The organism is Natronorubrum halalkaliphilum (genome assembly GCF_009834785.1).
In the GTDB taxonomy this organism is placed as follows: Archaea; Halobacteriota; Halobacteria; order Halobacteriales; family Natrialbaceae; genus Natronorubrum; species Natronorubrum halalkaliphilum.
This window is the reverse complement of the sequence record NZ_WUYX01000042.1, coordinates 11,733-36,058: the sequence shown is the minus strand read 5'-3', so window position 1 is coordinate 36,058 and position 24,326 is coordinate 11,733. Positions and strand designations below refer to the sequence as shown.

25 protein-coding genes and 1 tRNA gene are annotated in these 24,326 nt (G+C 64.3%); 14 read left to right on the top strand and 12 right to left on the bottom strand.

Translation table 11 applies throughout. The features are described from left to right. Nucleotides 1–20: 20 nt before the first annotated feature. Nucleotides 21–833: an inositol monophosphatase family protein gene (locus tag GS429_RS13940; protein WP_160065974.1), complete on the bottom strand. Its 813-nt coding sequence runs from the start codon at nucleotides 831–833 to the stop codon at nucleotides 21–23. 198 nt (nucleotides 834–1,031) lie between these two features. Here GS429_RS13940 and GS429_RS13935 point away from each other — a divergent pair, with 198 nt between their 5' ends. Beyond that, on the top strand, nucleotides 1,032–1,808 hold the full coding sequence (locus GS429_RS13935; protein WP_160065973.1) for a hypothetical protein: 777 nt from the start codon (nucleotides 1,032–1,034) through the stop codon (nucleotides 1,806–1,808). A gap of 205 nt (nucleotides 1,809–2,013) precedes the next feature. Here the strand turns inward: GS429_RS13935 and GS429_RS13930 are convergent, their stop codons facing one another. Beyond that, a complete protein-coding gene (locus GS429_RS13930; protein ID WP_160066010.1) occupies nucleotides 2,014–3,363 on the bottom strand; it encodes a ribonuclease J in 1,350 nt (449 codons plus the stop codon). Between the two features lie 445 nt (nucleotides 3,364–3,808). Further along, nucleotides 3,809–3,891, bottom strand: a tRNA-Leu gene (locus GS429_RS13925). Between the two features lie 172 nt (nucleotides 3,892–4,063). Here GS429_RS13925 and GS429_RS13920 point away from each other — a divergent pair. Then, nucleotides 4,064–4,291: a DUF5795 family protein gene (locus GS429_RS13920; RefSeq protein WP_328821397.1), complete on the top strand. Its 228-nt coding sequence runs from the start codon at nucleotides 4,064–4,066 to the stop codon at nucleotides 4,289–4,291. Nucleotides 4,292–4,506: 215 nt separating this feature from the next. Further along, nucleotides 4,507–5,301: a J domain-containing protein gene (locus GS429_RS13915; protein ID WP_160065972.1), complete on the top strand. Its 795-nt coding sequence runs from the start codon at nucleotides 4,507–4,509 to the stop codon at nucleotides 5,299–5,301. A 22-nt stretch (nucleotides 5,302–5,323) separates the two neighbouring features. On the opposite strand, the gene GS429_RS13910 is transcribed toward GS429_RS13915, so the two are convergent. From GS429_RS13910 to ligA, 9 genes are all read right to left on the bottom strand, one after another. Next, nucleotides 5,324–5,935, bottom strand: coding sequence for a toll/interleukin-1 receptor domain-containing protein (locus GS429_RS13910; RefSeq protein ID WP_160065971.1), 612 nt, complete (start codon nucleotides 5,933–5,935; stop codon nucleotides 5,324–5,326). Between the two features lie 122 nt (nucleotides 5,936–6,057). Beyond that, a complete protein-coding gene (locus GS429_RS13905; protein ID WP_160065970.1) occupies nucleotides 6,058–6,504 on the bottom strand; it encodes a DUF8159 domain-containing protein in 447 nt (148 codons plus the stop codon). A 60-nt stretch (nucleotides 6,505–6,564) separates the two neighbouring features. Continuing rightward, a complete protein-coding gene (tpiA, locus tag GS429_RS13900; RefSeq protein ID WP_160065969.1) occupies nucleotides 6,565–7,209 on the bottom strand; it encodes a triose-phosphate isomerase in 645 nt (214 codons plus the stop codon). 199 nt (nucleotides 7,210–7,408) lie between these two features. Continuing rightward, a complete protein-coding gene (locus GS429_RS22205) occupies nucleotides 7,409–7,960 on the bottom strand; it encodes a multiprotein bridging factor aMBF1 (RefSeq protein ID WP_160065968.1) in 552 nt (183 codons plus the stop codon). 91 nt (nucleotides 7,961–8,051) lie between these two features. Then, nucleotides 8,052–8,666: a CDP-alcohol phosphatidyltransferase family protein gene (locus GS429_RS13890; RefSeq protein ID WP_160065967.1), complete on the bottom strand. Its 615-nt coding sequence runs from the start codon at nucleotides 8,664–8,666 to the stop codon at nucleotides 8,052–8,054. After that, on the bottom strand, nucleotides 8,663–9,268 hold the full coding sequence (locus tag GS429_RS13885) for an adenylate kinase family protein (protein WP_328821396.1): 606 nt from the start codon (nucleotides 9,266–9,268) through the stop codon (nucleotides 8,663–8,665). Before GS429_RS13885 ends, GS429_RS13890 begins: the two co-directional genes overlap by 4 nt. Next, nucleotides 9,265–10,437: a histidinol-phosphate transaminase gene (gene hisC / locus GS429_RS13880; RefSeq protein ID WP_160065966.1), complete on the bottom strand. Its 1,173-nt coding sequence runs from the start codon at nucleotides 10,435–10,437 to the stop codon at nucleotides 9,265–9,267. The genes GS429_RS13885 and hisC overlap by 4 nt, the downstream gene beginning before the upstream one ends. 116 nt (nucleotides 10,438–10,553) lie before the next feature. Then, the gene (locus GS429_RS13875) at nucleotides 10,554–11,759 is read right to left on the bottom strand and encodes a hypothetical protein (protein WP_160065965.1); all 1,206 of its coding nucleotides are present in this window, start codon (nucleotides 11,757–11,759) and stop codon (nucleotides 10,554–10,556) included. Between the two features lie 101 nt (nucleotides 11,760–11,860). Further along, nucleotides 11,861–13,582 carry an ATP-dependent DNA ligase LigA gene (gene ligA / locus GS429_RS13870; RefSeq protein WP_160065964.1) on the bottom strand — a complete coding sequence of 574 codons (1,722 nt, stop codon included), beginning with the start codon at nucleotides 13,580–13,582 and terminating at the stop codon, nucleotides 11,861–11,863. A 140-nt stretch (nucleotides 13,583–13,722) separates the two neighbouring features. On the opposite strand from ligA, the gene GS429_RS13865 reads away from it, so the two are divergent. The 11 genes from GS429_RS13865 (at nucleotide 13,723) to asd (ending at nucleotide 24,185) form a co-directional block, all read left to right on the top strand. Continuing rightward, on the top strand, nucleotides 13,723–15,276 hold the full coding sequence (locus GS429_RS13865; RefSeq protein ID WP_160065963.1) for a glutamate-cysteine ligase family protein: 1,554 nt from the start codon (nucleotides 13,723–13,725) through the stop codon (nucleotides 15,274–15,276). Between the two features lie 368 nt (nucleotides 15,277–15,644). After that, a complete protein-coding gene (locus GS429_RS13860; RefSeq protein ID WP_235920811.1) occupies nucleotides 15,645–16,250 on the top strand; it encodes a TetR/AcrR family transcriptional regulator in 606 nt (201 codons plus the stop codon). Then, nucleotides 16,247–17,755, top strand: coding sequence for an MATE family efflux transporter (locus GS429_RS13855; protein WP_328821395.1), 1,509 nt, complete (start codon nucleotides 16,247–16,249; stop codon nucleotides 17,753–17,755). The genes GS429_RS13860 and GS429_RS13855 overlap by 4 nt, the downstream gene beginning before the upstream one ends. Nucleotides 17,756–17,850: 95 nt before the next feature. Next, nucleotides 17,851–18,843, top strand: a complete 993-nt coding sequence (gene cofD, locus GS429_RS13850; RefSeq protein WP_160065962.1) for a 2-phospho-L-lactate transferase — start codon at nucleotides 17,851–17,853, stop codon at nucleotides 18,841–18,843. An 8-nt stretch (nucleotides 18,844–18,851) separates the two neighbouring features. Beyond that, nucleotides 18,852–19,604 (top strand): tRNA-dihydrouridine synthase, encoded by a 753-nt coding sequence (locus tag GS429_RS13845; protein WP_160066006.1) that lies wholly within the window; start codon nucleotides 18,852–18,854, stop codon nucleotides 19,602–19,604. Between the two features lie 114 nt (nucleotides 19,605–19,718). After that, nucleotides 19,719–19,940: a hypothetical protein gene (locus tag GS429_RS13840; RefSeq protein ID WP_160065961.1), complete on the top strand. Its 222-nt coding sequence runs from the start codon at nucleotides 19,719–19,721 to the stop codon at nucleotides 19,938–19,940. 94 nt (nucleotides 19,941–20,034) lie between these two features. Continuing rightward, the gene (locus tag GS429_RS13835; RefSeq protein ID WP_160065960.1) at nucleotides 20,035–20,886 is read left to right on the top strand and encodes a triphosphoribosyl-dephospho-CoA synthase; all 852 of its coding nucleotides are present in this window, start codon (nucleotides 20,035–20,037) and stop codon (nucleotides 20,884–20,886) included. Nucleotides 20,887–20,933: 47 nt separating this feature from the next. After that, the gene (locus GS429_RS13830) at nucleotides 20,934–21,587 is read left to right on the top strand and encodes a DUF447 domain-containing protein (protein ID WP_160066005.1); all 654 of its coding nucleotides are present in this window, start codon (nucleotides 20,934–20,936) and stop codon (nucleotides 21,585–21,587) included. Nucleotides 21,588–21,716: 129 nt separating this feature from the next. Then, the gene (locus tag GS429_RS13825) at nucleotides 21,717–22,721 is read left to right on the top strand and encodes a hypothetical protein (protein WP_160065959.1); all 1,005 of its coding nucleotides are present in this window, start codon (nucleotides 21,717–21,719) and stop codon (nucleotides 22,719–22,721) included. A 98-nt stretch (nucleotides 22,722–22,819) separates the two neighbouring features. After that, the gene (locus GS429_RS13820) at nucleotides 22,820–23,014 is read left to right on the top strand and encodes a 30S ribosomal protein S17e (protein WP_160065958.1); all 195 of its coding nucleotides are present in this window, start codon (nucleotides 22,820–22,822) and stop codon (nucleotides 23,012–23,014) included. Between the two features lie 136 nt (nucleotides 23,015–23,150). Then, nucleotides 23,151–24,185, top strand: a complete 1,035-nt coding sequence (gene asd, locus GS429_RS13815; protein ID WP_160065957.1) for an aspartate-semialdehyde dehydrogenase — start codon at nucleotides 23,151–23,153, stop codon at nucleotides 24,183–24,185. The last annotated feature ends 141 nt before the right edge of the window (nucleotides 24,186–24,326 follow it).

Below are 24,326 nucleotides of genomic sequence, written 5' to 3'. Positions count from 1 at the left end.
CAGTCGAGGATCGAAGACCGTCACTCGATGGCGCTCTCGATCTCTCGAGTGGCCGCCAGGAGGTCCTCGTGGATCGCCCCGTTCGAGGCCACCAGCCCCTCGCTATCGTGACGCCATCGGTCCCCCTCGAGGTCGGTGACGGTTCCGCCGGCCTCGCGGATCAGGTACACGCCGGCGACGGAATCCCATGGATTGGTCCGCAGGTTCGTCATCGTCCCCTCGAGCGCGCCCGAGGCGACCATCGCGAGCTCGAGTTGGGCACAGCCAAAGCGGCGCATGTCGCCGAACCGGTCGACGATGGCTCGCGACGCCGCGGCGTACTGGTCCCGTTGGTCGAAGTTCCACCAGAAGGTGGGACAGACGGTCGCCGCCTCGGGGTCGCCGCAGTCGCTGACCGAGAGCGGATCGCCGTTGCGGACGGCACCATCGGAGCCGGCCCGGTAGGTGTCGTCCAGCGCGGGACAGACGGTCGCCGCACCGACGGGCTCTCCGTCGTGGACTGCGGCGACGGCCGTCCCGAACGCGCGGATCTCGTTAACGTAGTTGTTCGTCCCGTCAATGGGGTCGACGATCCAGGCCGGCCCCGTCTCCGGCACCCGTTTCAGCGCGTCGGCTTCCTCGCCAACGATCGGATCGGCCGGAAACGCGTCGCCGATGACGTCGATAACCCGTGTCTGGGCGTTCCGATCGACCTGCGTGACGACGTCCGTCTTGCCGTCCTTTCGTTCGACCTCGAGCTCCGATCGGAACGAGTCCGCCGCAAGCTCCGCGCCCGCCGCGGCTGCACGCACAGCAACGTCCGCTCGCCGATCGTCCGCGTCGCGTTCGTTCATTACGAGTCATCAACCGCGCACGCGTGAAAAGGGGTCGCATCCGGCCCCGCTGAGAGTCACTCACCGAGCGATTCCACGTCCACGCTTCGTCCGCAGTACGCCACCGGTCAGATAATATTTGAAATTCGGACTGTCGCTAATAACAGAGTGACAGTATCAGGTCAATGTATTTACGGGCGTACTCTCCACTTCAAAGGTATGTCTGGCCGCGGCGGGACCGACCGGAGGGTGGGAATCGGTCTCGTCTGCTGTCTGCTTCTTTGTGCGAGCCTCGTGGCAATCCCCGCCGCGGGCGGGATCGGTACGACGACGGCCGAGGAGAAACCGACTACCGAGGCCACCACCGAAAAACCGACCACCGAAAAACCGACTACTGAGACGGCCGAACCGGGTGCCGCCTCCGACGGCGTGACGATCGATTCCGCGCTCGAGTCGACCGATGCGAACGGCGGAACCGTCGAGGTCATCGTTCGTCTCGCCGAAGCCGACGTCGGTGACAGCGACTCCGAGTTCGAATTCGGGCCCGAACTCGAGTCCGAGTCCTCGTCTGCACCTGGACCTGCATCTCCCGATCGAATCACCGACGCGCTCAAACGCCACGCCGCAGAGAGCCAAGAAGCGATCGTCACCTACGCCGAAACGACCGACGGCGTAACGGTTCGCAATCAGTTCTGGCTCACGAACGCCGTCCTGCTCGAGGTCGACACCTCGACGGTTGATCTCGCGTCGTTCGAACGCGTCGTCGAGGCGGACCAGACCGTCGATATCGAACTCGAGGCCGGTCACGAACTGACGGTAGACGTACACGACGCGGACGGCGAACCCGTCGGGAGCGTGAACGTCGTGGACGACGTCGGGTCGAACTTTAAAGACGATATTCCCATCCCGGGCTTCGGCATCGGCCCCGCACTCCTGGCCGTCGTACTCCTGCTGGTCGCGCTGGGTGCGCGGCTTCGGACGCGGTTGTCGGCTTGACGACCGCCGCCGGCTGATATCGTGGGCTGTTGCTTGACTACTGTACCCGACGGCGGCGCGTTCGCCGACCGCCGTCCGCCTCGAGTGGTGTGGAACTCGGTTCAGCGATTGCGATAGGTGCTGATCGCTCTTCCGGCCCGTTGAGCTCGAGAGCGACGGTAATTCGAAGAGCAGACTCTGAGGGCAGAAAAGCGAACGGTGCCGTTCAGACGAGCTGGATGATGTTGCCGTTCGACGAAACGTGGACGTCACGACCGAGTTTGTAGCCCTGGTTCGTCGTGAGGTCAACGTAGCCCGACAGCCCCTTCATGTTCTGGTGAGCTGGGATGATGTGCTGGGGCTGGAGCGCGTCGAGCATCTCGTAGTGGCCCTCCTGGCAGAGGTGGCCCGAAACGTGGATGTCGTCGTAGACGCGCGCGCCCTGCATGCCGAGCAGCTTTTCGGCCTGGTAGCGCTGGCCCTCGTTCGTGGGTTCCGGAATGACGCGTGCGGAGAAGACGACCTTGTCACCGTCGTCCAGTTCGTACGGCGTCTCGCCGCGTCCCATCCGAGTCAGCATGGCGCGGGGCTCGCCCTGGTGACCGGTAACGATGGGCAGGAAGTTCTCCTTGCCCTCGTTCATGATCCGGTTGAACGAACTGTCGACGGAGTTTCGGTGGCCAAACATGCCGAGGTCGTCGGGGAAGTCGACGAAGTCGAGTCGCTCTGCGGTTCCGGAGTACTTCTCCATCGAGCGACCGAGGAGGACCGGCTGACGGCCGATATCGTCGGCGAACTCGACGAGGCTCTTCACGCGGGCGATGTGGCTCGAGAAGGTGGTGGCGACGATCCCGCCGTCGTAGTCCTCCATACTGTAGATGACGTCGCGGAGGTGTTCTCGAGCGACGTTCTCGGAGGGAGTGCGCCCCTTCTTGTTCGCGTTCGTACAGTCCTCGATGTAACAGAGGACCCCCTCGCCCTCGCGACCGATCTCGCGAAATCGTTTCATGTCGATCGGATCGCCGATAACGGGCGTGTGGTCCATCCGTTTGTCCAGCCCGTAGACGACCGCACCTTCGGGCGTGTGGAGGACGGGATTGATCGCATCGATGATCGAGTGGGTGACGTTGACGAACTCGAGGTCGACCGTGCCGGAGTCGCCGATGGACATCGTCTCGCCGGAGTCCATCGTGATCAACTCGCTGTCCGATCCGAACTTCTGCTCATCCTGTAGCTCTTGCTCGACGAGTGCGTTCGTAAACGGCGTCGCGACGACGGGGGCATCGTAGCGGTGAGCCAGTTTGGAGATCGCCCCGATGTGGTCTAAGTGACCGTGCGTCGGGACGATCGCTTTCACGTCGCCCTCGAGGTCGCTCATGACCCGGTCGTCGGGGATCGCGCCCATGTCGATCAGGTCGAGACTGTGCATGCTCTCCGTGCGGATGTTGTCGTGGATCAGCACCTTCGAGAGGTTCAGCCCCATATCGAAGATGACGATGTCGGTACCAGCACGAACGGCAGTCATCTGCCGCCCGACTTCCTCGTAGCCGCCGATTGTTGCGATTTCGATTTCCATAGGAAGGCCGATCATAGCAGCCCGTTCACACAACGCGGCAGTCGACACTGCAGCAAGAATGAGTCGAAAGGCGCAAACGGATCACCGTTTACGGCTCCGAAACACCATGTGAAAGACAGCGCGTCTTTCGGTTGCTCGAACGGTCGGTCCTCGGACGGATATACCTCCGGATTCTCACCCGAACACACCGTTCGCCTTTCGGGATACCGGTATGTCGTAGGCAGATGTGGTCACCCGTACCGATGTTCCGGAGGCCGCAGGAAAACTCGCGGTCATCGTTCCGGACACCGCGCTCATACGGTTTACTGTAGCCAATTACCGCCGATCACCGACCCCATCCCTGGTGATCGGCGGTACATAGTTACAGCAATCCGTATCAGAGGATGGCGGGTTGGTAGAAGTGTTGCGAGGGCAAGAGATGCTCTCTTGCCGCACTGGTTGCCAGTGCGAGGGGAGGGAATCGAACCCACGAACTCCTACGAGAGCGGATCTTGAGTCCGCCGCCGTTGGCCGCTTGGCTACCCTCGCACGCAGTACTGGGTTACCGCCTTACCGGGTTAAATCGTCCGATTTTCGCTTCCCGCCTCCGGAGTCTCAGTTCCGGTCAGCGCCCCTCGAGACCGCACCCGAACCGGGAACCTCGAGGAACACACGAACTGACCTGAAAACGCTTAGGAGGGACCCGCCCGATAGCTCGAGTGTGAGCGAAAATCGCGTCGTCCAGGGGCGAATGGTCACGGGCAAGAAACTCGCCGAACTGATCGAGGACGACTCGGTGATGGAGGCGGAGTCGATCGAAGACGCCGATAGGGACTGTCCCGACTGTGGTGGGGACGTCCTGGCGGTCGGTTACATGCCGTCGGTCACCGAGTTCGTCACCGGGTGGAAATGCCAGGACTGCGACTGGAGCAAGACCGACCGAGACTGACCAGAGAGCCACCGTCTGTACGGTGGACAGCGAGCGACTGCACTGTCACACGTTCTGCTCGGCTAAATAAGTGCGGACACCTGACAGTACTATTTCGGTGAAATACCGAATCGTCGAACGCCGGTGTACCGCTCGCGGGTGCCAGTTCGAGGACTCACTTATCCGTCCCTTGTCAAAAGAAGAACTAATGAGGGATGAATACAAAGGGGTGGATAATGGCTGTGGCCGATGACCGTCACGCTGGCTGCGATGGATGTGGCCGAACGGTTCGGCTCGAGGAACTCACGGCAGTGACGATGCCGGACGGCGAGCAGGTCGCGTGTTGTCCGCGCTGTGAGCCACACGCCCGCGAAGCCGCACGGAAGTGCTCTTCGCTCGACCAGCGACGTGGCAGCTGTGATGGCTGTACCGGAACCTACCTCGAGGCCGAACTCGAGGACGTGGTCCTGAACGACGGCACCGTCTTTACCTGCTGTCCGTCGTGTGCGGCGGAAGCGCCGGATCAGGGTACAAAGACTAGAACTAGAACTGGAACTGGAACTGGAACTGGAACTGGAACTGGAACTGGAACTGGAACTGAGTCAGGGACGGGGGCAGCGACAGGAACAGGAGCAGTTTCGGGGGCAGACGGCTCGAGACCCGACGCCGAGACGACGGTCACGAACACGGACGGGACCGACACGACCTCAACCGACGACACCAATCTCTGCACGCAGTGCAACGAGTGTGTCACCCCCGAACTGTTTCAGGTGACCACCATCGACGACCGAACCGAGCGACTGTGTCCGCCGTGTAAGGATTCCGCTGAGGAGAACGGGATCATCCGAGAGGTCGAAATCCGGAAAACGAAGGCTCGGGAGGTACTCGGCGTCGAGAAAGGCGCGAGCGACGAGGAGATTCGGGCGGCCTTTCACCAGCAGGTCAAGCGTGCTCATCCCGACCAACAAAGCGGCAGCAAGTCTGCGTTCCAGCTCGTGACTGGCGCCTACGAACGGCTCCAAGATGAGTAATAGTACCAGTACCAGTACCGAGTCACCGGAACCCGTCTTCACGACGAACGTACCCAATCGTCCCGGGTTCGAAGTAGTACGTCGATTCGCATTCTTCACACGACGTCGTCAGCAGCTTTCGGTGCCTGGAACGCTTCCAGAGCGTCCGCTGGCTCTGTTCGATCTCGAGGGTAACTGGCTGGTCGCAGTCCGGAATCGTACAGGGAAACCGAATGTACCAGTTCGGCACCGAAAGCGCACCGAGGGGCGCGAGTTCGCTCCGAAGACGGCTCAATAGATCGAAAATCGTCTTCGTCAGGTCCTGACGGTTGATCCGTACGCCTTCGGCGTCGTCGATAAACCCACCGCGGTGGTCCTCGTCGTCGTACAGCGGAACGACGGGGATGCCCTTGGCCAGCGTATAACCGATCTCCTGATTGATCCACTGGCTGTCGGCCGACGCGTCGGTTAGCACCGCGACCACGACGTCGCTGTTCGAGAGTCTACCCTCGAGTCGTTTCCGAGACCGGCCGGATTCAACCTCCTCGTGGGCGATGTGGACGCCAAACGGGAAGTTCTTCACCGTGGAGAACAGTTCCTGGACGAGTTCGAGATCGGCGGGCGCATGTGAGACGTAGAGCTGTTCTCCGGACATCTGCGGTTCTACAACGAGTGCGTTTGTGAGACAGTATTAATCTACCTATCGTCGTATCGTCGCGACCAATTGTCCCTCATTGGTTCCGTTTCCATATCGCCAGGCCGAGCACGGCCCACCCGTCAGTGCCGGCCGGACTCATCGACGCGTGTCGATCGGACCGTCTCGAGGACGCGCTGTGAGAACTCGAGGTCGTCGATGTCGGTTCCCAGCGCCTCGAACCACGCCCGCTCGACGTGCCAGTGCCCGCGGACGTCGCCGTCGGTCGTCAGCGAGGTCACCTCGAGTCGGCCGGGCGTCCACTCGCGCTCGTCAGCGATCGAAAGGAGCGCTCGGACGACGGCCCCGACTTCGTTGCTATCGACGGACGAGTGTTCGGAGACCGTCTCGTACTCGAGGACCAAATCCGTTCCGTCCGGAACGGTGGCGTCGTCGCCGCGGTCGGCGTCTGCGGATTCGTTCGACGAGTCGTTCGCCCCGTTTGCTTGCCGCGTCCAGTCGGTCACGTAGATCCCGTGGCTCATGAGTCGGTTCTCGAGCGCGACGCCGACGGGATGCTGGTCGGTCATGACGGGTGATACGACGACCGGGAAGAAAAGTCGTTGGTCGGTGGGTGTGAGGCGTGGACGTCAGAGCGGTTCGACCAGATCCTCGAGGGCCGCCTGCGGATCGTCCGCCTTCGCGACGCCGCTGGCGAGCAGGACACCCTCAGCACCGAGGTCGCCCGCGGCGACCACGTCGTCGCCGGTACTGATACCGGCGCCACAGAGGACCGAGACGTCCGAGTCGACGTTTTCGGCGGCCTCGACAGCGTCTTCAACGATATCCGGATCGGCCTGACTGACCGGCGTGCCGGTGCCGATGAGTGCCGGCGGCTCGACGGCGACCGCGTCGGGCCCGAGCGCCGCCGCCGCGCCGATCTGGGCCGGATTGTTAGCACAGACGACCGTCTCGAGGTCGGCCCGCTGGGCCGCTTGGACGGCTCCGTCGATGTCGGCCAGTTTCCGGCGCTGCTCGGAGTGGTTGATTAGCGTGCCGATCGCACCCGCGTCGGCGACGCTTTCGGCGATCGTGTGACCGGTGTTGCTCCCGTGCTCGATGGGGTCGACGTGCTGGGCCCACGTCTCCGCCCCCGTCTCGGCGACGCGTTCGATGTGGGTCGCCTGCGGGGCGACGGCGACGCGAGCGTCGGTATCTTCGTTGACGTCGCGGACGGCCTCCGCGACGGCGACCGGATCACACGGGTACGTCTTCAGGTTGACGAGGACGAACATATCAGCACAGCCATCCGCCCGGAAGAAATAGCTTGCGAGTTGTTCCGAACATCACTGCGGCGGATTCGGCGGATTTAGCCGATCCGGCGGGCTCGCCGGACGGTAAACGGCAGCAAACGAAGCGACAAGCGATGGGAAACGAACAACGGGAAACGGACAACGGTCAACGGAGTCCGGCCCGTCGTGATTTCGAGACGAGTCAGTCCTTCCGCTTGACGACGTCACCGAGTGTGTAACTGCCCGACGAGGAACCGCCCGACCACTCCGGATCATCGGTAGAGCCACCCTCCGCGTTCAGGTTGATCTCGAGGAAGTTCTCGAGTTTCGACTGGACCCGATCGCTGGGAAGCGTATCTCCGCGTTCGATCTTCCGAATCAGGCTCGCCTTCTCGTTGAGTTCGTTGGCGAGATCCGACTGGCTGAGCCCCTTTTTCTCGCGGGCCTTGCGGACGCGGTCGTCGTAATCGGTGGCGAGTTCGTCCATGTCGTCGAACATATCGGACGGGCGGGAGCTCGAGCCGCCGGAGCTCGTCCCCCCGCTCGAACTCGATTGGCCTGCGCTCCCGCTCGAACTCGAAGACGACGATGAACTCGAACTGGTCGAGTACTTCGACGAGGAACTCGAACTCGAGGGCTGTTTGACTTCGGTACCGAAGTCAGTACAGTTCGAACACACGTCTAGTTTCGCACCCTCGACCTTGATTGTCTTCGGAGACGACGTCTCGTCGCCACACATCTCGCACTGGACCATGAAGGAACGTATATCGCGGCGAGTGATAAACCATGCGGCGCGCTGTCGAACGGTCTGCTGAACGGAAGCCGGCCGAACGGGCGACCGACGGTCAGTCCAGCGCCGACCAGGAGTAGAAGAATCGCTGGAGTGCAGTGAGGTGCCCGACGAAGGCGAGAAAGACGAGCAGCCACCCGATTACCGTGAACCCGCCGGGGTCCGTTCCCGACAGCGGATACGCGAGAAAGCCGACGATGCCGATGATCGCCAGCCGATCCGCGCGACCGACGAGCCCGCCGTAGACGCGGTCGAGGCCGACGGCCTGGGCCTGCGTGCCGAGATACGAGGTCATCACGACGCCGGTCACGGCGAGAAAGCCGAGGAAGTAGTCTCCGATGCCCGCAGCCAGTCCGCCGATGATGACGATGTCCGCGTACCGGTCGAGAACGTGATCGAGGAGGTCACCGCCGGCGGAGGCGACCTCTTGTTCGCGCGCGAGCGCGCCGTCGACGATGTCGAGCCACCCGTTGAGAAAGACCAGCGTCGCGGCCGCGACGTACCAGATCGGATCTGCCCGGCCTCCCAGGAGGAAGGCGATGGCCGCCAGAATCGCCATCCCAAACGCCAGCACGCTCACGCTGTCGGGCGTCATGCCGACGCGGTCGAACCCCTTGACGAACGGATCGAGAAAGCGGGAGATGTACGGCCGGAACTTGTCGAGCGTCATGTCAGATACCCCATGAAGTCCACGTCTCCGGCGCTCGGCGCTCGTTCCCCCGTCGCGACCGCCTCGAGTGCGTCTGCGACGTCGTCCGGATCGCGATCGGTCGTATCGATCTCGTAGACCGACTCGAGGCCGTGTTCGTCGACCGCTTCCGAGAGGATGACGTCGAGCGCCTCGCTCTCCGCGTTCTCCGCGGCCTTCGCCTCGGTCTCGCCGCGCTCGAGCAAGCGCTCCTCGAGAGTCTCGGGTGCACAGCGGAGGACGGCGACCCGATCCGCGTCGAAGTGGTGGGCGAGGTGGGACTCGATCACGATATCCTGGCGGTCGGCGAGCCAGTCGGCGAGCCCGTCGAGGTCGGCGACTTTGCTCTCCCGGTCGGCGTCGACTTCGGTGTAGAGACGCTCCTCCTCGAGGACCGTGTTGAGGTGGATTACGTCGAGGTCCGGGTTCGGGTCCAGGTTCGAGGCCGACGGCGAGTCAGCATCGGAATCGTTCGCGTCCGCGTCCGCGTTGACGTTGGCGTCGCCGTCCGCCAGTCGCGACTCGAGGCGCTCCGTCGCGGTCGTCTTCCCGGTACCCGGGGTGCCGGTGACGGCAAGTCTCACGTGTCGGCCACCTCCGTTTCGGTTTCGTCTTCGTTTCCGTCTCCCTCGCGGTCACCGTCGCCCTCGCACTCGATCTCGAGGTCCTCGAGGACGGCGTTGAGCGTCTCGACGGCTCGTTCGGTCTCGTCGTCGGTCCCGCAGGTGATGCGAATACAGCCCGGCAGGCCGAAACTCGTGCAGTCGCGGACGATGACGCCGCGTTCCTGCATCGCTTCGGCGACGGTCGACGCGTCGTCGACGTCGACGAGAACGAAGTTCCCCTCGCTCTCCCAGACGTGGGTGTCGATGTGTTCACGCATGTACGCGCGAGACTCGAGGGTCGTCTCGACGGTCCGTTCGACGTGTTCGTCGTCGTCGATCGCGGCGAGGCCGGCCCGGCAGGCGAGTTCGCTCGCCGCGAACGGCGTGTTCACCCGAGCATAGGCGTCGGCCCACTCGTCGGGGACGACGGCGTAACCGAGTCGCACGCCGGCCAGCCCGTAGGCCTTCGAAAACGTCCGCAGGACGGCGACGTCGTCCCGGGCGTCGAACCCGTTCCGCCCCTCGATCAGGGCGAGCGCGCTGTCGCGGTCGGCGAACTCGCCGTAGGCTTCGTCGACGACGACCAGCGTGTCGTCGTCGGTTTCGGCCGCGATCTCCGCAATAGCCTCGAGTGCGATCGTCGATCCAGACGGATTGTGCGGACTGGTGAGATAGACGATCCGGTCGCCGTCGTAGGCCGAGAGCACGGTTTCGGCGGTCTGGGCGAAGTCGTCCTCGCGCTCGAGGGCGTACTCCCGAACGTCGCCGTGGTGGAATCGGGCGCTCATCCCGTAGTAGGCGAAGCCGGGGCTCGGGACGAGGATGGTGTCGTCGGGCTCGAGGGTGGCCCGGGAAAGGTAGTCGATCGCCCCGTCGCCGCCGTTTGCCAGCCAGACCTGCTCGTCGTCGACGGCCCAGCGGTTGGCGATGGCGGCGGCGAGGTCGGCGTGGGCTGCTTTCGGGTAGGAGCTGACGCTCGAGGCGGTTTCACGGATGGCCACGGCCGCGGCGGGAGAGGGGCCGTGAGGGTTCTCGTTCGAGGCGAGTTTGACGAACTCGGAGGGATCGCGCCCGAGTTGACGGGCGACTTCCTCGATCCCTCGACCCGCCTCGTAGGCGACGTGATCGGACAGGTCGCGCGGTTGCATACGGGAATCCAGTTTGCGACGGCTCTTAAGAGTGCTTACCTGTCTCCGTGCGTGCTCGTCGGTCGGTCGTTTGGATGACCGCTCGGTTAGTAGCGGTCACAACCGCCCTCTCCCCTTCAGCCCGTGTAATCGAACGCGACGGCCAGCGACTCGTCGCCGATGACGCCCCAGAAGACGAACCGGTAGCGGCCCGCGGGGAGTTCGGGGCAGACCTCGAGCCACTCCTCGTGAGCGTGACCCTCGAGGACGCCGTCTTCGGTCAGTTCGAACGTCCAGTCGAAGCCCTCGCCGGGCGAGTGGACGACCGCTTCGTCGGTGTATCCGACCGGCGTCCCGTCACCGGTTCCACGCACGTCCATCCAGCCGTCGTCCGTCAACACCTCCAGCCCGTACTTGTTGCTGTTACCCGTATCGACGGGTCCGCTCGAGACGTTCTGCATCGAGATCCGGACCTCCTCGCCCCGCTCGAACTCGAGGGCTTGATCCTCGTCGTCTCCGTCGTACTGGGGATTCTCGAGACGCATCGCGAGCGTCGGCTCGCCGTCGTCGGTGACCTCGCCCCACTCGACGTCGTCGTCGGGCGACCAGTGACGCTCGAACTCGTCGCTCTCGCACTCGAGCGCGTCGGGAATCGTCCGCGGATCGTGGGACGGCCGCACATAACCGGGTATCGTCTCCGGATCGACCGCGCCGCCGGTCGTATCGACCTCGTCCGTGTCTCCCCAGCCGTCCGTGATCCTGAACGCGGCCTCGCCGGGGAGGTCGTCGCCGGTTACGCGGACGAACGCGGACGGATACGTCACGGCGTCGCCACAGACGGCCGTCCCGTCGCTCGTGTCCGCGGCCTCGGCGGTTCCCGTAATCGCGGCGGTCTCTTCGTCTCCGTCGACGACGGCCGCCGCCGAAATCGCGACGTCCGACACCGACACCTCGCTGTAACACGTGTTCGGACCGACGCTCTCGACGAAGACGATCACGGATTCGTCGAAATCGGTCTCGCTGAGCCACTCCTCGAGCCCCTCGACCGCGTCGGCGTCGTCGATCAGCCAGGACAGCGCTCGCTCGGACTCGAAGAGCGCGACGAAACCGGGGACGCTGCCGTCTCCGTCCGCCCACGCCGGCCGCGACGACGACGAGCCGAGCTGAAAGACGTCGTACGCGACGTCTCCGTCGGTGCGTTCGTCGTCGCCGTTGCCGTTGGCAGTTTCCTGATCCGTCCTCCCACCATCGAGACAGCCGGCGAGGGCGATACTGCCGATAGACCCGGCCGAGAGGAGCGCGCGACGGCGGGTGACCCCTTCGATACCGTCCGTACCTTCCATATTCAACCGTACGGAAACGACACGTAAGTGCTTTCAGCAAGGTCAAAGAGGCGTTTGACCGGCGACGACGGCGGACCGCCGACGGACTCCGCCCGCGGGCGCTACTGCATCGCTCGAAGCGACTCGAGTCGCTCGAGACTGTCCGCATCCGCTGGATCCTTGTCGTATCGAACCCCCTGGAACCGCGGGAAGCGGAGCGCGTAGCCCGACGAGTAGGTCGGCGAGGACTGGATCTCCTCGTAGCCGACCTCGAAGACGATTTCTGGCTCGAGTTCCACCTCCTGGCCCTCCTCGGCCGCGATGTGGGGCTCGAGCAGTTCCGTCAGTTCCGCGAGTTTCTCGTCGGTGATCCCGGTCGCGACCTTGCCGACCGTCTCGAGGTCGTCTCCGCCGGGGCCTGCGCGCACGGCGAGTTCGAACGTCCCGAGGAAGGTCGCCCGTCGTCCCTCACCCCACTCGGCCCCCGTGACGACGCAGTCGAGGGTCTCCACGTCGGGTTTGCGCTTGCGCCAGTGTTTGCCGCGGCGCCCCGGCGAGTACGTCGAGTCGGGATTTTTGAGCATGATACCCTCGTGTCCGGACTCGAGCGCGTCGGCGTCGATCGACTCGATTGCGTCGGGGTCGTCGGTGGTCCAGAGCAGGGAGAGATCCTCGATCGCGTCGGGAGCCTGATCCGGTCCCGTCGCGAGAACCGACCGCAATCGGTTGTGTCTGGCCGTCAACGGCTCCTCGAGCAGGTCATCGCCGTCCGCGTGCAGACAGTCGAAGAAGACCGGGCGCACGGCGACGTCTTCTCGGGCCTTCTCGACGTCGTGCTTGCGCCGGAAGCGTTTGAGCACCGCCTGAAACGGCAGCGGGTCGCCGTCCTCGTCGATCGCGACGACCTCACCGTCGAGGATCGCGGGCTCCTCGAGCACTTCGTCGGCGAACTCGACGACCTCGGGAAGCGCCCCGGTAACGTCCTCCATATTCCTCGAGAAGACGCGGGTTGCCCCCTCGCTCCGAGCGACGGGGTCGTGGTGCAACTGAATTCTGGCCCCGTCGTACTTCCACTCCACGGCGGCTGTCTCCCACTCCTCGAGGGCATCCGTGACGGTGCCGGCCTGGGCGAGCATCGCCTGAACGGGACGACCGACCTCGAGATCCATCGCGTCCAGCCCGTTGACGCCGTCCTCGCGGGCCACCCGTGCGACCTGGCCATAATCGTTCGAGACCTGCAGAGCACGCTCGACGCGCTCCGCGGGGACGTCGAACGCCTCGCCGATTGCGTCCCGAACGGTACCCTCGCCGACCCCGATGCGCATCTCCGAGAGGACCAAGCGAGCGAGATAGCGGGCCTCCCCGCTCGAGCAGCGGTTGAACAGGCCGAAGAGGAGGTCGGTCTTGCGGTCCTGACTGCCCGACCCCTCGGCGGCGGCGAGCGCCGCGAGCGTCTCGTCGACCTCGCGTACGGTAAGATCGTCGCCGGAGCCCCCGTCGCCATCGTCACCGCCCGTAAACGCGCCCAGCCCCTGCTGGCCGCCGAACTCGTAACTCGCCGCAACCTCGCCGATTTCGCCGACGTCAGCCAGTCGCTCCTCCACGTCGTCGTCGCTCACGTTCGTCCCCGCCGCGCGGGCGATCGCCTCGTAACACGTACTCGGTCCGATATCGAGCGTCGTCGATTGCCAGGCCGGAAACACGCGTCCCTGGACGAACCGAGACACGGTCTCGATATCATCACCCGCGTCCTCGAGGAGGTCCCTGACGTGAACGATGATCTCGAGATCCGCGGGTTCGGCTTCGATCGCGGCGGCGCGGTCGGCGAACGTGGCGAACTCCATCGGCGGTGTGTATCGTCGGCGGAACTAAAACGGTTCTGAGACCGGACAGACGGCGAGGGAGATGGCCACCCTCGTGAGACACACGAACACCCTCGGCTCGAGGGACGGATTTTAAACGTGACGGGGCCGCACTCGGAGGTATGCCAGAGGAGGAACTCGCAGCGCGGGTCGCGGACGTGTTGGCGGTCGACGCCGACGACTTTCGCGAGCGGGCCGAGCAAGACGCCGAGGTGATCAAAGACGCCGTCGAAGAGGGGGTGTTCGACAACCCGCAGGCGATCGTCGGGTTCGAATACGAGTTCTACGCGGTCAAAGACGACGACTGCACGCTCCGACGGGTGCCGCGCCGGCTCCTCGAACTCATCGGGTTCGAGAAGGAACTCGGGTTGCACAACGCGGAGATGACCACCAGTCCGCAGCCGCTCAACGCCCACGGGCTGGCCGCTCAGGAGTCGGAGATCAAGGCTCGCCTGCAGACCGCCCTGAAAGTGACTCGATCCGAGCGAATGCGTCTGGTCAGCGACGCGCTCTGGACGATTCCGCCGGAGGGCGAGGATGCGACGACCTATCTCACCGACAGCGTCGAACGGACGACGACGGCCGGGGACGGCACCGATCGATCGTTTCGCGTCGCGACCAACATGAGCGACTCGGCTCGCTATCACGCGATGGCCAACACGGATCGGGCCGACGTCGCCGGCATGCGCGTCGACGCGCCGAACGTCGCTCTCCAGGGCGACACGGTCATGCCCGAGAGCCTGATCACCTCGATCCAACCGCACTATCAGGTGGCCCACGCACCCGATCTCCCGATCTACTTCAACTACGCGCTCCGCGCCGCCGGTCCCCTCCTCGCACTGGGCGTCAACTCCCCGTTCTTCCCGCCGGATCTCTACGACGAAGACGCGACGCCCGAAGAAATCCTCGCGGACGGGTGGATGGAACACCGCATCAGCGTCTTCGAAACCGTGCTCAACGATCCCTCGACCGGCGAGGGGAAAGTCAGGTTCCCGCGCGACCTCGAGACCGTCGAGGAGGCCATCGACCGAATCGCCGCCGACGATACGATGGTGCCGATGCCCGTCGAAGCCGGGGAGCGCTTCGACGACCAGTTCCCCCACTTCCGGCGCAAACACGGCACCTACTGGCGCTGGGTTCGCCCCGTCTTCGGCGGCCCGACGCGGTCGGCCGCCAACGCCCGCATCGAGTTTCGGCCGATCGCGGCTCAGCCGACCGTCCGCGACTCGGTCGCCTTCCTGGCCGCCTTCGCCGGCGTCCTCGAGAGTCTGACCCGTCTGGAACACCCCGTGATCGAACTCGACTGGGAACTCGCCCGGGAGAACTTCTACGGCGCGATGCGCGACGGCCTCGAGGCGGACCTGACGTGGATCACCAACGACGGGAAGGAAACGACCGACAGCCTCGCGCTGTACGAGGATCTGCTCGCCCACGCCGAAGACGGGCTGGTCAACCGCGGGCTCACCGACGAACAGGCCGCGAAGTACCTCTACCCGCTCCGGCGGCGGGTCCGCCAGCGGGTGACCCCCGGACGCTGGAAGCGCGAGCAGGTCGCCGCCGCACTCGATGACGGCGCGTCTCTCACCGACGCGATCGAGACGATGCAGTGTGAGTACGTTCGCAAGCAGGAACGGACGCTGCTCGAGGGGAGTTTCGCCGACTGGATCGGCGACTGATCGGTCCTCGAACCGTTCTTAGAAATGGTTGTCAGACTGTCTTTCTCTCCCTCCTCTTCGACCGACGAGAGACGCTCTGCCCGTCAGCGGAACGAATTCTCGAGCGCACGGCGGTTGTGCGACGAGATTTATAAGCAGTTTAGGAGACAGTCCCAGAACGATTCCACCCGCCGGTTCTCCCCCTCGAGAGCGGGGTCGTAACCCACCAACCGAAGCAGAACCGGAAACGGCCTCGCTCCCGAGGAACTACGGCAGCGCCTAGAGTCGAACCGAAGATATTTCCCTGACTGGCCAGTCAGTTAGTACAAGCACAACTGACCGGCCAGTCAGGGCCGGTCATCCGTTCAACGACGCCCGATGACTGGAACATGACCGACACGCTCGACGAACTCATGGAGGCGACGTACGCCGCGTTGTGTAAACACGGCTACGCGTCGCTTCGCATGCAAGATATCGCGGATGAATCATCGAAGAGCAAGGCGACGCTTCACTACCACTACGAGAGCAAACAGGCGCTCCTCTACGCGCTACTCGACTATCTCACCGACTCCTTCGCCGAGCGAATCGAGACCCTCGAGGGCGAGACGCCGGCCGACCAGTTGCTCTCGCTCGTCGAACACTACCTCTCGCCGGGCGAAGACGATGCCCGCGAGGAGTTCCGAACGGCGCTGCTCGAGATCAAGGCCCAGGGACCGTACGACGATCGGTTCCGGGCGGAGCTCACGGAGTTCGATCGATTGCTCCACGGCCGCATTCGGTCGCTGCTCGAGGCCGGTCAGGCGGATGGAATCGTGCGTCGAGATATCGATCCCGACGAGACGGCTGAGTTCATCACCACGGTGCTAAACGGTGCACAGACGCGCCACGTGGCCGTCGATCATCCGACTGATCAAACGTACGCGATGCTCGAGACGTACGTCACTCGCGAACTGCTCGCAGAGGACGCGACTCCGACGGAGGTCGGACTCGAGTGACGGTCCGTGACCACCTCGACGCGATCTTCAAATCGCCGGACGACCTCGATCTCACCTCGGGCGGCATCGCGAAACCGCTGATCTACCTCTCGATTCCGCTCATTATCACGAACCTGCTGCAGGTCACCTACAACCTCGCGGATACGTTCTGGCTCGGCCAGCACAGCACGACCTCGCTCGCGGCGATCAGCTTCGCGTTCCCGATGGTGTTCTTCCTCATCGCGCTCGCGCTGGGCGTCTCGGTGGCCGGAAGCGTCCTCGTCGCCCAGTACACCGGCGCTGACGAGGAAAAAGAGGCCGAGTACGCTGCTTCCCAGACGATCGCGTACTCGGTCATCGCCTCGGTCGCCCTCGGCGCGGTCGGCTACGTCTTCGCCGAGGACGCCATCGCATTACTCGGCGCTTCCGAAGACGTCGCGCCGCTGGTCGCCGCCTACATGGAGGTGTACTCGATCGGGCTGGTCGCGGTCTTCGGCTTCTTCGTCTTCCTCGCGCTCATGCGGGGCTACGGCGACACGGTCACGCCGATGCTCGTGATGTTCGGCTCGGTCGTGCTTAACATCGTCCTCGATCCGTTCCTCATCTTCGGGTTCGAGAGCAACCCGCTCTTTGGCTACCTGGGCCTGCGCGGCCTCGAGGCCGAACTGTTCGCGGCCACCGGCTACGCCGGGTCGGGGATCGAAGGCGCGGCGATCGCCACCGTCTTCTCTCGAGCGGTCGCGTTCGCCGTCGGCCTCGCGATCATGTTCCGCGGAACCCACGGCGTCCGGATCCGACTGAATCAGATGAAACCCGATCTCGGCTACGCGCGGCGGCTCGTCGACATCGGGACGCCGGCGTCCGTCGAGGGAACGGCGCGCGCGCTCTCGATCAATCTGCTGTTGGTCATCATCGCGATCTTCCCCGAAACGGTCGTCGCCGCGTTCGGGATCGGAACGCGAGTGTTCTCGGTCATCTTCCTCCCCGCGATCGCGTTCTCACAGGGGATCGAGACGATGACCGGCCAGAATATCGGCGCCGGCAAGCGAGAGCGTGCATATCGGACGAACCACTTCGGGGCGAAGGTGTTGGCCGTCACCCTCACCGGTCTCGGCGCGATCGTCTTCCTCGCCGCCGCGCCGATCGTCTCCGTCTTCACGACGGATCCCGCGGTCGTCGAGGAGGGCGCAACGTTCCTTCGATTCACCGCACTGACGTTCGGCTTCATGGGCGTGATGCGCGCCTACAGCGGCGGCTTCCGGGGCGCCGGAAAGACGCTCATCGCGGCCGTGATCTCCGTGCTCACCCTCGGCGTGATCCGGTTCCCGCTCGCGTGGATCGGTGCGGATCACTTCGGCTCGAACGGCGTCTGGCTCGCGTTCGCCGTCTCGACCGTTATCGGCGGGTGTATCGCCTACGCCTGGTTCAACTGGGTCGACTGGTTCGACGAGAGCCTGGCCGACGAGGTGTCATTCGACGACGAGAGCGTCGGTGAGGACGTTACCGAAAACGTCAGCGACGACTGATCGGGAACTGGTTTCGTCGTTCCGGCGGGTCGTGACCGACAATCATTCATCGACGGCCGCAAGTGATTAAGTAACCACGCTCGAGATGATACCATATGGTCACCTTCCTCTCCGGGGGCACCGGAACGCCGAAGCTGTTAGACGGTGCTGCCGCCGCGTTCTCGCCGGAGGAAACCACCGTTGTCGCCAACACCGGCGACGACATCGAACTCGGCGGGCTGTTCGTCTCGCCGGACGTCGATACGCTACTCTTTCAGGGTGGTGGCGTTCTCGATCGCGAGACGTGGTGGGGTATCGACGGCGATACGCACCGAACCAACGCCGCGCTATCGGATATCGCCTCGGCTGCCGGACTGCCCGACGGCCCGCAGTACCTTCCCGAATCGAAGCAGACGGCCGGTCGGGAACTCGCCAACTGGCGGCGGTTCTCCGGCACCGCCGAGTTCATGACGATCGGCGACCGCGACCGGGCCGTCCACATCACGCGAACGAGCCTGATCGATCAGGGGCAGACACTGAGCGAGGCAACGCAGCGACTCGCCGACGCGTTTGGACTGACGATCGATTTGCTGCCGATGAGTAACGATCCCATCGCCAGCCTCGTCCACACCGACGAGGGGATGATGCACTTTCAGGAGTACTGGGTCGCCAACCGCGGCGAACCGGCCGTCGAAACCGTCGAATTCCGGGGATCCTCGAACGCCGAACCCGCACCAGGCGTCATCGACGCGCTCGAGGACACGGTCGTTATCGGCCCGTCGAATCCGGTCACCAGCATCGGACCGATGCTCACGCTGCCGGGCGTCGCCGACACGCTCGCCCAGACGACCGTCGTCGCGGTCTCGCCGTTCCTCGGCGACGACGCGTTCTCAGGACCCGCGGCAGACCTGATGCAAGCGGTCAACGCGGAGCCGAGCACCGACGGGCTCGCTACGGCGTATCCGTTCGCCGATGCGTTCATCATCGGCGACGCCGACGACGCCGAGTTCGATCGGCCGGCGATCCAGACGGATATCAGCATCGACTCCCCCGAAGACGCCGCGCGAGTCGCTCGCGCGGTGAACGAAGCGATCGACATCGTCAGTTGATTATGTCCCTGTTCACACCGCCCCTCGCGCTCGCGAGTCTCAGCGGTGAAGCGGACGCCGACTGGGCCCGTTCCGGTGCGGAGTACGCCGGTGCGGCGTTTCTCGGCGGCATCGCCATCGACGACGACTCGAGAGCGGCCGCGCGAGAACTCGTCGAACGCGATCGCACGGAGTTTCTCCCCGACGATCCACTCGCCTTCATCGACCGACAACTCGCCACACTCGAGGACGCGCCCATCCAGCCCGCGTTCAACGTCCGGAGTGCGACAGCTGATCCGATCCCCGAGGCAGCGCGGATCTGCCGGGACCGGGATGCGTTTCTCGAAGTCAACGCCCACTGTCGACAGGACGAACTGTGTGCCGTCGGCTGCGGCGAAACGCTCCTGCGAGACCGCGAACGACTCCGTGAGTACGTTGAACGGGCGGCCGACACCGGTGCAATTGTCGGCGTGAAGGTCCGCGCAGAGCTCCCCGACGTCGACCTGCCGGAACTCACACAGGACATCGAAGACGCGGGCGCGTCGTTCGTGCACATCGACGCGATGGACACCGAGTCGATCGTTCGCGACGTCGTCGACGCAACCGACCTGTTCGTCATCGCCAACAACGGCGTTCGCGACGACGACAGCGTCAGAGCGTACGTCGAGTACGGTGCCGACGCGGTCAGCGTCGGGCGGCCGAGCGACAATCCGGTCGTGCTCGAGCGGGTCCGTGACGCCGTCGATCGGCGTTTCGGACTCGAGGCTGAATCAACGCCGTAGGCACCGAAAAACAGCAAATCTGTAGCTCCGTCGACCGTCGGTTCCGGTATAAACGATCGATACGTGTAGACGGCCTCTTTTCAGTCCCGGCTACAATCTCGACGTAGAACCAGTATGGGTCACCCGAACGAGTACGCAGGCGATACGCGGTGGGGCTGGAACTGCCCGCGATGCGAGACGGAAGCGACGGTTTCCAGAGACCCCGATTCGGAGACGTTCCGATGGGAGTGTTCGAACGAACGGTGTGGATCGGTCGGATTCGGCTTCACGTCTCGCCGCCGAGCCCGGATCGCGCTCCGGGAGTTTCGCGAGGCGTATCAGAACGTGTACCGCTGATCGTCGGCGAGTATCGACGATCTCGCCCGACTCCTTGAACGACTCCGATACCCAAATGCACAGTCATTAATCCGCCCGGATCGTAGTCGGAGCCATGCGAACGCCGGCCCAGAACGCGGAACTGGCACTCCTCCTCGAGGTCGCGGGCACCCCCAAGCCGGGGAACGTCGACCGCCACCGCGATCTCGAGGATCTCCGATTCGAACACTTTCTCGCGGGGACCGTCGGCTCTCGAGACGGCCTTGAGTTGGCGGCAAACGGCGGTTCGGTCGGACCAGCCTTCGAACGAGCCGTCGAAGGGATGGCCGAACAGGGTGGCGGCAACACCCAGTTCGGTGCGCTCCTGTTGCTCGTCCCGCTGGTTCGGGCCGCCCGCGACGACCTGTCGCAGCCGGTCGTCGAGGCCGTCTGCGAGGAGACCACGGTCGCCGACGCGGCCGGCTTCTACCGAGCCTTCGAGCACGTTGACGTCTTTGTGGCCGACCCGCCCGCGGAGATGGAACCGCTCGACGTCCGCCGAGGAAGCGACGCGATTCCGACACTCGAGGACCGCGGGCTGACGCTGCTCGATATCATGGATCGCAGCGTCCCGGGTGACGACGTCGCCCGCGAGTGGGTCCGCGGGTTCGACCGGTCCTTTACCGCCGCGGAGCGTCTCGCCGACGCCGACGGACCGTTGACGGACCGCGCCGCGGCGGTCTTCCTCTCCCTGCTCGCCGAGCGACCCGATACCCTCGTCGCGAACCGCCACGGCGAGGCCGTCGCACGGGAGGTAACCGAGCGCGCCGGGGAACTGGTCGCACGGGACGCCCTCGAGACCGACCGGGAGTCGGTCGAGGCCTTCGCCGACGACCTCGTCGCCCGCGGCGTCAACCCGGGGACGACGGCGGATATCACGGCGGCCGGGCTGTTCATCGCGCTCGAGCACGAGGCGGTGACGGTATGAGCGGGGACGGTGTCGGACCCGGTCGGGAGAGAGACGCGGATAGAGCGATGGGTGTGGACACGGACGCGGACGCAGACGTGGATACGAATACGGAGACAGGTACGGACACAGATACGGACGCGGAAACAAACCCACCGTGGCCCGTCGCCCTCTCCGGCGTCACCGAAACCGTCGTAACGACGCTCGGGCCCAACGGCCTGTGGAACGCCGCCGCACTCGGTCTCTTCGCCGGCGACGACGACACATCCATCACCGCGCGCACGTGGGGTAACACCCGGACTCGGCGCAACTTTCACCGACAGGGCCAGGGTTACGTCCAGTTCGTCGACGATCCCGTGACCTTCGCCGACGCGGCGCTCTCGATCGTCGAACGCGAGGAACCGGTCCTCGAGTCCGCGAACGCCTGGGTCCGCGTCTCCGTCGAACGGATCGATTCGGGGACCGACGACGGAACGGAGTGGGAAGAGTGGACGCTTTGCCCCCTCGAGGCCGAAATCGAGGCCGAAACTGTGCCGACGATCGACCGTGGCTTCGGCGCCGTCGTTGAGGCGACCGTCGCCGCGTCCCGTCTTGGGATCCCGGGATACGACGACAGACAGCTTCGCGATCGTCTCGAGTACTACGCATCGGTCGTCGACCGTGCCGGGGGGCCGCGGGAGCGGGACGCGCTCGAGCTCGTGCGCGACCGTTCGGAATGGTGATCCGAAGCGGCGGCAGTGATACTACACGGCAGCGCCGGAGTGATGAGTCGGAGTGACAGTTCAAGCTGGTGACCACTACCGTCGGATCGGCGCGGTTTTAAATGGAAAGCCGAGGCCAAGCGGGGCTACATGGGACTCCACTTCAGGCACGCGACGAGCGTGTTCCGAAAGACGATGCCGTTCGTACTACTTCGACTGGGTGTTGGACTGCTGCTCGGGGTACTCAGTATCCTCTACTTCGGATTCGTCGGCTGGGTCGGCTACCGGCTCCTCGATTCCGGGACGATTTCCGGGTGGATCGCAGCGTTCGGAATACTGCTCTCGATCGGCCTGTTCGCCTGGGCCTGGCGGCTGTTCAGCAGATACGTGCTCTATCTGATCAAAGCGGCCCATATCGCCGTCATCGCTCACATCGTCGAAACCGGCGACGTCCCGGCGGATCAGGTACAGTACGGAAAAGACCAGGTGACGGAGCGGTTTACCGAAGCGAGCGCCCTGTTCGCCGTCGATCAGGTGATCAAAGCCGTCGTCAAACAGTTCAACAGCGGGGTCGTCTCGTTCTCGAAACTGTTCGGCGCGGTCCCGAGTCTGCAGAAGCTGCTCCGGCTGGTCGGCAAAGCCGTCGCGATCGCGGCGAGCTATATCGACGAAGCGATCATCGCGCATATGTTCATCAGCGACGATGACAACCCGTGGCGGTCGGCCAGGGACGGCGTCGTCCTGTACGGGAAGAACTGGAAACCCGTACTCGGATCGACCATGGCCATCGTGCTCGGTCTGTACGCGAGTGCGTTTGTCCTCCTGCTGGCATTGACACCGATCGCGAGCGTTCTGAGCGGACTCTCGACCACGCTCGAGGCCGGTGCCTGGATCGTCGTCGCCGGGCTGTTCCTGACCCTCTACACCGGATTTCTCAAGCCGTGGGTCAAAACCGTCGTCATCACGACGTTCCTCGTCGAGTCACGAGATCAGACGCCCGACAGCGAAACGATGACGCGAATCGAAGCGCGATCCGATCGGTTTCAGGAACTCGTGGCCAAAGCCGACGCGGACGAGGGCGAGGACGAGGACGACACTCCCGCAGAACAGCCCCGACAGCCCGGCGAACAACCGGTTCCCGGGAAGAGCGCCTGAGGACGTTCTCGAGTCCGTTCGGGAGCGAGTCGTATCGACTGTTCTCTCGGAGAACCGAAGCGAAAGGGATTAAGAGCCTCTGGACGGAACCTTTCTGTATGGCAATCAAACCGGCCTACGTCAAGAAGACCGGGAACCTCCTCCTGGAACGGTACCCGGACGCGTTCACGACCGATTTCGAACAGAACAAAGACAGCGTCACCAAACTCACCAACGTCGAATCCAAGGGTGTACGCAACCGCATCGCGGGCTACGTTACCCGCAAAAAGAGCAGCGCGCAGGCGACTGCATAAGCCGACGTTCTCCCCCGAGTTCGCCGAATAATCGTGAGCGACAGGACCAGCACTTACGGTCGTGGCGTGGTCGCGACGAGGGCAGCATTGACCAAAACCCAAACCGTTTTGCGGACACGACTCCGAGTGCCGGAAAATGGCAGTACGAGCAGGCGTCCTCGGCGCGACCGGTGCCGTCGGACAACGACTAATTCAACTTCTCGAACCGCATCCGGAATTCGAGATCGCCGCACTGACCGCGAGCGAATCGAGCGCCGGCAAGACGTACCGGCAGGCCGCGAAATGGCGCGTCGACAGCCCGATCCCCGACGACGTCGCGGATATGACCGTCGGGGAGACCGATCCCGACGACGTGCCGAACGACGTCGATCTCATCTTCTCGTCGCTCCCCTCGAGCATCGGCGAGGCGGTCGAACCCGGCTTCTGTGAGGCCGGTTACGTCGTCTCCTCGAACTCCTCGAACGGACGGATGGACGACGACATCCCGCTCGTCATCCCCGAGGTCAACGCCGACCACCTCGACCTGCTCGAGGTCCAGCGTGATCGGCGCGGCTGGGACGGCGCGATGGTCAAGAACCCCAACTGTTCGACGATCACCTTCGTCCCGACCCTCGCGGCGCTTGCGGAGTACGGTCTCGAGAAGGTCCACGTTGCGACCTTGCAGGCTGTCTCCGGTGCGGGATACGACGGCGTGAGTTCGATGGAGATCATCGACAACGCCATCCCCTACATCGGCAGCGAGGAGGACAAACTCGAGACCGAATCCCGGAAACTCCTCGGCGAGTTCGACGGCGCCGAACTGAGCCACAACGGGGTGGAGGTCGCGGCCTCCTGTAACCGCATTCCGACGATCGACGGCCACCTCGAGAACGTCTGGGTCGAAACCGAAAAGGACCTGACGGCCGACGCGGCCGCCGACGCGATGCGGGAGTACCCCTCGCTCGAGCTTCGATCCTCGCCCGATCCGCTCATTCACGTCTTCGACGAACCCGACCGGCCACAGCCACGGATGGACCGCACGCTGGGTGACGGGATGGCCATCGCCGCGGGCGGTCTGCGCGAATCGCCCTTCGGCCTGCAGTACAACTGCCTCGCCCACAACACCATCCGCGGTGCCGCCGGCGCGAGCGTCCTGAACGGGGAACTGCTGCTCGAGAACGGGTACCTGTAGGAACTCGGGCTCGAGGCTTGGGGCCCGGGGCTCGGTTTCCGTTTCCGTTTCGATTTGAATCCTAATTTCGCTCGACGTTAGTGTCCGTCTCTGATACTGCCGGACAGAACGATTCGAAGATCGGTCGCACTACTGCGGCCA

Excerpts from the sequence above, each read along its gene's own strand:
- GS429_RS13940 (WP_160065974.1), bottom strand. The coding sequence starts at position 833 with ATGAACGAACGCGACGCGGACGATCGGCGAGCGGACGTTGCTGTGCGT.
- GS429_RS13935 (WP_160065973.1), top strand. The coding sequence starts at position 1,032 with ATGTCTGGCCGCGGCGGGACCGACCGGAGGGTGGGAATCGGTCTCGTC.
- GS429_RS13930 (WP_160066010.1), bottom strand. The coding sequence starts at position 3,363 with ATGGAAATCGAAATCGCAACAATCGGCGGCTACGAGGAAGTCGGGCGG.
- GS429_RS13915 (WP_160065972.1), top strand. The coding sequence starts at position 4,507 with ATGGCTGTGGCCGATGACCGTCACGCTGGCTGCGATGGATGTGGCCGA.
- GS429_RS13910 (WP_160065971.1), bottom strand. The coding sequence starts at position 5,935 with ATGTCCGGAGAACAGCTCTACGTCTCACATGCGCCCGCCGATCTCGAA.
- GS429_RS13905 (WP_160065970.1), bottom strand. The coding sequence starts at position 6,504 with ATGACCGACCAGCATCCCGTCGGCGTCGCGCTCGAGAACCGACTCATG.
- tpiA (WP_160065969.1), bottom strand. The coding sequence starts at position 7,209 with ATGTTCGTCCTCGTCAACCTGAAGACGTACCCGTGTGATCCGGTCGCC.
- GS429_RS22205 (WP_160065968.1), bottom strand. The coding sequence starts at position 7,960 with ATGGTCCAGTGCGAGATGTGTGGCGACGAGACGTCGTCTCCGAAGACA.
- GS429_RS13890 (WP_160065967.1), bottom strand. The coding sequence starts at position 8,666 with ATGACGCTCGACAAGTTCCGGCCGTACATCTCCCGCTTTCTCGATCCG.
- hisC (WP_160065966.1), bottom strand. The coding sequence starts at position 10,437 with ATGCAACCGCGCGACCTGTCCGATCACGTCGCCTACGAGGCGGGTCGA.
- GS429_RS13875 (WP_160065965.1), bottom strand. The coding sequence starts at position 11,759 with ATGGAAGGTACGGACGGTATCGAAGGGGTCACCCGCCGTCGCGCGCTC.
- ligA (WP_160065964.1), bottom strand. The coding sequence starts at position 13,582 with ATGGAGTTCGCCACGTTCGCCGACCGCGCCGCCGCGATCGAAGCCGAA.
- GS429_RS13865 (WP_160065963.1), top strand. The coding sequence starts at position 13,723 with ATGCCAGAGGAGGAACTCGCAGCGCGGGTCGCGGACGTGTTGGCGGTC.
- GS429_RS13860 (WP_235920811.1), top strand. The coding sequence starts at position 15,645 with ATGACCGACACGCTCGACGAACTCATGGAGGCGACGTACGCCGCGTTG.
- cofD (WP_160065962.1), top strand. The coding sequence starts at position 17,851 with ATGGTCACCTTCCTCTCCGGGGGCACCGGAACGCCGAAGCTGTTAGAC.
- GS429_RS13840 (WP_160065961.1), top strand. The coding sequence starts at position 19,719 with ATGGGTCACCCGAACGAGTACGCAGGCGATACGCGGTGGGGCTGGAAC.
- GS429_RS13835 (WP_160065960.1), top strand. The coding sequence starts at position 20,035 with ATGCGAACGCCGGCCCAGAACGCGGAACTGGCACTCCTCCTCGAGGTC.
- GS429_RS13830 (WP_160066005.1), top strand. The coding sequence starts at position 20,934 with ATGGGTGTGGACACGGACGCGGACGCAGACGTGGATACGAATACGGAG.
- GS429_RS13825 (WP_160065959.1), top strand. The coding sequence starts at position 21,717 with ATGGGACTCCACTTCAGGCACGCGACGAGCGTGTTCCGAAAGACGATG.
- GS429_RS13820 (WP_160065958.1), top strand. The coding sequence starts at position 22,820 with ATGGCAATCAAACCGGCCTACGTCAAGAAGACCGGGAACCTCCTCCTG.
- asd (WP_160065957.1), top strand. The coding sequence starts at position 23,151 with ATGGCAGTACGAGCAGGCGTCCTCGGCGCGACCGGTGCCGTCGGACAA.